General features: G+C 35.0%; 5 protein-coding genes and 2 tRNA genes. 4 read left to right on the forward strand and 3 right to left on the reverse strand.

Annotated features, from left to right (window positions below; all coding sequences use genetic code 11):
• Position 1 precedes the first annotated feature (1 nt).
• Together ACKI4K_RS00200 and ACKI4K_RS00205 are read left to right on the forward strand one after the other, a co-directional pair.
• A tRNA-Val gene (locus ACKI4K_RS00200) sits at positions 2-73 on the forward strand.
• Between the two features lie 3 nt (positions 74-76).
• Positions 77-149, forward strand: a tRNA-Phe gene (locus tag ACKI4K_RS00205).
• Positions 150-250: 101 nt separating this feature from the next.
• Here ACKI4K_RS00205 and deoC read toward each other — a convergent pair.
• Together deoC and ACKI4K_RS00215 are read right to left on the reverse strand one after the other, a co-directional pair.
• Positions 251-976, reverse strand: coding sequence for a deoxyribose-phosphate aldolase (deoC, locus tag ACKI4K_RS00210; RefSeq protein WP_407421087.1), 726 nt, complete (start codon positions 974-976; stop codon positions 251-253).
• 58 nt (positions 977-1,034) lie between these two features.
• The gene (locus tag ACKI4K_RS00215; protein ID WP_407421089.1) at positions 1,035-2,696 is read right to left on the reverse strand and encodes a tRNA uridine(34) 5-carboxymethylaminomethyl modification radical SAM/GNAT enzyme Elp3; all 1,662 of its coding nucleotides are present in this window, start codon (positions 2,694-2,696) and stop codon (positions 1,035-1,037) included.
• A gap of 96 nt (positions 2,697-2,792) precedes the next feature.
• On the opposite strand from ACKI4K_RS00215, the gene ACKI4K_RS00220 reads away from it, so the two are divergent.
• Entirely contained in the window at positions 2,793-3,080 is a 288-nt protein-coding gene (locus ACKI4K_RS00220) for a PRC-barrel domain-containing protein (protein WP_407421091.1), read from the forward strand.
• Entirely contained in the window at positions 3,073-3,387 is a 315-nt protein-coding gene (locus ACKI4K_RS00225; protein ID WP_407421093.1) for a DUF2098 domain-containing protein, read from the forward strand. Before ACKI4K_RS00220 ends, ACKI4K_RS00225 begins: the two co-directional genes overlap by 8 nt.
• Positions 3,388-3,410: 23 nt before the next feature.
• On the opposite strand, the gene ACKI4K_RS00230 is transcribed toward ACKI4K_RS00225, so the two are convergent.
• Entirely contained in the window at positions 3,411-5,489 is a 2,079-nt protein-coding gene (locus tag ACKI4K_RS00230; RefSeq protein WP_407421095.1) for a DEAD/DEAH box helicase, read from the reverse strand.
• Positions 5,490-5,678 lie beyond the last annotated feature (189 nt).

The following is a 5,678-nucleotide window of genomic DNA, read 5'->3' on the forward strand; positions in this document are numbered from 1 at the left end:
AGGACCGGTGGTCTAGGGGTATGATTCCTCTTTGACGTGGAGGAGATCACGAGTTCGAATCTCGTTCGGTCCATATGCCATGGTAGTTCAGATGGGAGAACGCTAGACTGAAGATCTAGATGTCGCTGGTTCAAGTCCGGCCCATGGCATCTCTTTTACTTACTGTTTTTAAAGATTTTTTCAATTATTTGGTGATGTACTTTTTGTAAAAATGAAATTTAAAATAAAAAAAAGAAAAGGTAATTACCTATTATTTTGTTAAGGTAATTGGTTTTGGTGTTACTTGGGTGTTTTCCCTTAGTTCCTTGTATCTTTTCACGATTTCATATCCGTAGTTACTTGCAATTTTATCTGCTCCCGCAGTTAAAACTTGATTTGCTATTTTATAGCTGTCGATTCCGCCATAGATTTCAATTTTGATTTTAGGAGCATATTTCTGGATGATGTTGATGTCGTTTACGATCTCGTATATGTGGCATGGGGCTACAAAGCCGGTTGAATTTTTAATAAAGTCAGCACCTGCCTTTTCAGCAACTTGCACAACCGCTGATTTTTCAGCATCATCAAGTGCTTTGACTTCGATGGTTAGTTTTAAGGTTTTATCTCCCATAATTTTTTTGATTTCTTCGATTTTTTTTCCAATCAAATCGTATTTTTTGTCTTTTAAATAGCTTAAGTTAACAACTACGTCTATTTCATCCACTCCTTTGTCAAGTAGGGATTTCACCTCGGCCACTTTTGTTTCACTATCTTCAAAACCTAATGGAAATCCGACTACACTTCCAACTTTAATGTCTGTGTCTTTTAAGGTTTCCTTAGCTAGTGAGACGTATGTCGGTGAAACAATCACAGAATTAAATGTGGATTTTTTAGCTTTTTCTAAAAATTCTTTAACTTCTTCTTCAGAGATGATATTGTTTAAGTTAGTATAATTTATGTAACTTGCCAATTCTTTTGAATTTTTTATATTGTACATATTCACCACTCACATTATAATTAGTTAGTATATATACGAATGAACTATTTAAATATTTTCATATTTTTTTCATCATGTATGGTCCGACTTTTTCATATCCGAACTTGCGATAATAATTTCTGGATCCTATTCCGCTGATTATTGCAATTTCTTCTTTTCCATTATCAATAGCCAGGTTTTCAGCTTCTTTCAGCAGTCTTTCGCCAAATCCGGTGTGTTGACCTATTTTAGGATTTTTATCTCCAATCTTAATCATATTTCCATATACATGCAGTTCGCGAACAAGCGCCGTTCTGTCGCTTATTTCTTCTCTGAAATGATTTTTTGATGGGAACCTTAATCTTAAGAATCCTGCAATACTTTCTTCATTGATATCCTCAATGGATATGAAGTTTTCAATTCCTTCACAGGCGGTATAGGTCTCTCTAAACAATTCAAAATCATCCAGGGAATACTCCTGTGTGGTCTTTTTATGGCCGATTTCCCTGCATCTTATGCACTGGCAGTCAATGTGGTCTTCCTCCAGTTTATTGTAGACAAGCTCTCCAAGGTTGGATTTTTTGACCCCCGCTTCAATTAGTGTTGATGGAATGTCTCTTTGAATTCTCATGGTCCTGACCCATTTCGGAAGAATCTTTTTGATTTCCACGATTAGTTCAACAGCCTCCTCATCGGTATACGGGGCATATTTTCCTTCTTTCCAAAGGTCATATAATTCGCTGCCTTCAGTGACAAGGCAAGGATATATTTTAAGCATGTCAGGTTTGAAGTTGTTATCACTGAATAATTGTTTGAACATTTTCAAATCTTGCTTTTCATCAACAAATAATCCCGGCATCATATGCATGGCCACTTTTATGGCGGAATCCCTTAAAAGCTGATTGGCTTCAATCACATCAGCTATCGTATGGCCTCTTTTGATTTTTATATACAAATCATCCGACAATGTCTGAACACCAAGTTCGACTCTTGTAACTCCAAAGTTCAACATCCTGTTAATGTGTTCCTGTTTACAATAATCGGGACGTGTCTCAAAGGTCATTCCAACGCATCTTACTTTGGAAGTTTCATTTGCTTTTTGGACATCATCAATCAGAACGTAATCGCTTGGAGGGTATGATTTTAAAACTCCATTTTCAAAGCTTCTGATTTCATCATAATCTAAATTGTAATCATAATTGTCGGGTTTGTTTTCAATAATCAGTCCGAAGTCGGTCATTGCTTTTAGGCATTGTGATGTAAACCATTCCTGGTAACACAAGTCTCTTGATGGGAATGTCCCGCCCATTATGATTAATTCGACTTTATCTATAGGATGACCTATCTTTTTAAGCTGCTTTAACCTATTGAAACATTGAACATATGGATGGAATTCATACATTCTTCCTCTAAGTGCTGCCGGTTCTTCACCAGTATAACTTGGGGGAGCAATATCGCTTTCAGGACAATAGAAACATCTTCCATGAGGACATTTGTGGGGATGGCACATTACAGCAACTATTGCAACACCAGACATTGTTCTTGTTGGTTTTTTCTTTAAAAGTCCAGAAACAATTTCTTTTTCTTCAGGTTTTGCGTATTCTAAAATATCAGAATTGCTCATGAACCTTGACAGTTTTAAATCACGGCATAGTTGCCTTTTTTCAACTTCAAGTTCTTTTCGTGTAGTGATTTTACCTTCAAGAATATCGTTAATTATGGTTCTGCATGCTTTTTCCATTTTTTATCCTCTTACAATAATAGTTAAATATATATTATAGTTTCATTTAAATATTTAGTGATTTAAATATAATAATATATTACGAAGGTGATATCTATGAAAATTAAAGAATTTATAGGATCAACTGTTTTAGATAAAAATGCAAATGTAGTCGGAAAAATTGACAATGTAGATTTTAACACAGAAACTGGTAAAATCGAAAAAATTACTTTAACTTTACAAATAAACATCTTCTCCAGAGACGAACTTGAAATAAGTTTTGATGATATTGCAACCATTGGTGCATATGTTATCTTAAACAAGGAAATCACTCAAGAGGAAGAAGCCGAAGAAGAAGCAGAATCAGACGCAGAGACTGTTGAAGTTAAAATTGAAGATGAATAGATCTAGTATGGTTTTTGATGCAAGAGATAAAGAACTTGCTATCGGCGATCATGTCAGATATGTTGATACAGGAACAATTGGGGAAATTGTTGACCTGAAAACAGAAAATGGCATAGATTGGGTAAATATTAAAAAAACCGAGTTATGGTATCGTTCAGATTTAGTCGAATTACTGGATGAGAAAGATTTAAAGAAAGTATCTTTCGATGATGGTAATGATGAAATCGATATTGAAGCACTAAAAGAAAAAGCATTAGATTTAGAAAACATTGAACTGGATTCTAATGTTGCTGAAGGTGGAGGATAACTCCCCTCTTTTTTTATTTTTTTTTAATTATCAGTAAATAACCTGATTTTTGAAGCTAATTTGGGTCCGATTCCTTCTATTTTTTGTAATTCATTTTCGGAAACATTGCTTAAGTCGGTTCCAAATACATTAACTAAATTTCTAGCTCTTTTTCTTCCAAGACGTTTAACGCCGACAACCAATGGAATAATGTCTTTTTTAACACCATAATATAATCTGGCAGACAGCATATCGTATTCCTTTAGGTTGGAATAATCACCTAAAACTTCAGATGTTTTCTTAGCAAAGATTATGAGTCGTGAAGCTTCATAAGCGGATCTTCTAGTTGAAGCGGAATAAACATTGTACCTGTTCTCAATTTCATATTCGCTTCTCTCATCAATCCACTCAATTAGGGATACTGTAGTCGCTTCGGGGTTTCCAATATCTACGGCAAACAAGCCCGCTTCAGATAATTTGTCACGAACGGGGTCTTTTGATTTTCTTCCCTTAAATGATATTAATGGCAGATCTGGAGTTTCAGACAATGCATAAATGAATTCCTCTTCATTAAATTCGCTAATGTTTGAAATGTACTCTTTAATTTTCACTGCGGTTTCAACAGCATAGTTTGACCTTGCTATTAAATTACCGAATTCTGTTGCTTTAAGACCTTCGGGGGTTGCCCTTATTATTCCATTTTGAAGTAGGAACTGTAAGGCGGTTTCAAGTTCATATCTTAAGCTGTCCTCTGCGAATAGTGCCATTGATGGATTATTGCTCATTTGATATCCGTAAAGGGTTTTTCCAAAAAAGTCTGTTAATTCATCTAAATTTTTGGAAAGTGATGATGCGATTTGAGCTATTATCTGTCTGTAGATTGCGTCTTTATTGTCAACTAATTTTGAATTGGTCAGTTCAATGTCACCTTCAATGTAATATTCTTCAAGGTTTAGAGCTTCATCCATTGTTTTTGCAATAAGATAAGAGTATCCGACATCATCATATTGGGGTCTGCCGGCTCTTCCGGACATTTGTTCATAGTCAAAAACAGGGATTGGCTGCGGACCATTGCCGGTCCAGCGGGTATGGTCTCTAATTACAACAGATTTTGAAGGCAGATTAACTCCATACATTAAACTTGGAGTTGCAGTAATCATTAATATGTTCCCTTTTCTGAATTCGTCTTCAATAATTTCTTTTTGTTCATTGAATAATCCTGCATGGTGGAATGCAACGCCTTTTTCAGCAACTTCCGCTAATTTGAGGCAGGTGCTTGTTGGAAGGGAACCTTTTTTCTTTGGAACTTCAAGCAGCTTTTTGGAAACTTCTTTAAATCTTTTTCTTTGATCTACATTGATTTTTTTGTTGATTTTCCCGGAAACGTAAGTTGCTAGACTTTCAGTATATCTTCTTGTTGAGACAAAGGCCAATGCTTGTGATTTGTCTTTAATAGCTTTTTCAATTACTTTTACAACAACATCATTTTTATTTTTTGTATTGAACATTTCAGCATCCAAAACTTCTTTGTGAAGGGGCACCGGCCGGTAGTCATGTTCAACACAGGTTCCTTCAAGCCAACCTTCAATTTCTTCAATATTTCTCAAAGTGGCTGAAAGGGCAATTATTCTCATACTGGGATTGATGATTTTGGCTCTTGTAATTGCAGCTTCAAGTGTAGGGCCTCTTGTATATTCCCCGATCATATGAAATTCATCAATAATTAATGTATCAACATCCCTTAATGCATCCCATGAAAACCTTGTAAGCGCATCAAATGACTCAAAAACCATAACTGATAAATCTGCGCTGGAGGGATGTTTTCCCACATTGATTCCATGTTCTTCAAATGCTTTAAATTCTTTTACCTTTTCATTTTGTATTGAAAGAAGCGGCGCGGCATAAACCGCTTTTCCTCCATTGAGGATTGTTTTAAGTGCAGGCAATACTCCTAAAATGGTTTTTCCGCTTGCTGTAGGAATACAAATGATGTAGTTTGATTTGTCATCTAAATATCCTGATTCAATCACTGCTTTTTGTGCAGGGTTAAATTCTTCAATGTAGGGATAAGCGCTATTAATTATTTTTTTAATATCAGTTGGTAAATTTTCCATATTAAACATTTAATTTTTTTAATTATATATAGTTAAAGTGAGCATTTGAAATATAATGACTCTTTCAAAAACTTTGTTGATTTTCCAAATCCTTTTTGCGGTTGTTATTCCAAATTAGATCTCTGCGATAGATTCGTTTTAAAACACCTCGTGTGGTCTTGAATATTCGTTTTCTTGATTTTGGCATTGTTTTTTGAA

This window comes from Methanobrevibacter sp., assembly GCF_045644645.1.
GTDB lineage: Archaea > Methanobacteriota > Methanobacteria > Methanobacteriales > Methanobacteriaceae > Methanocatella.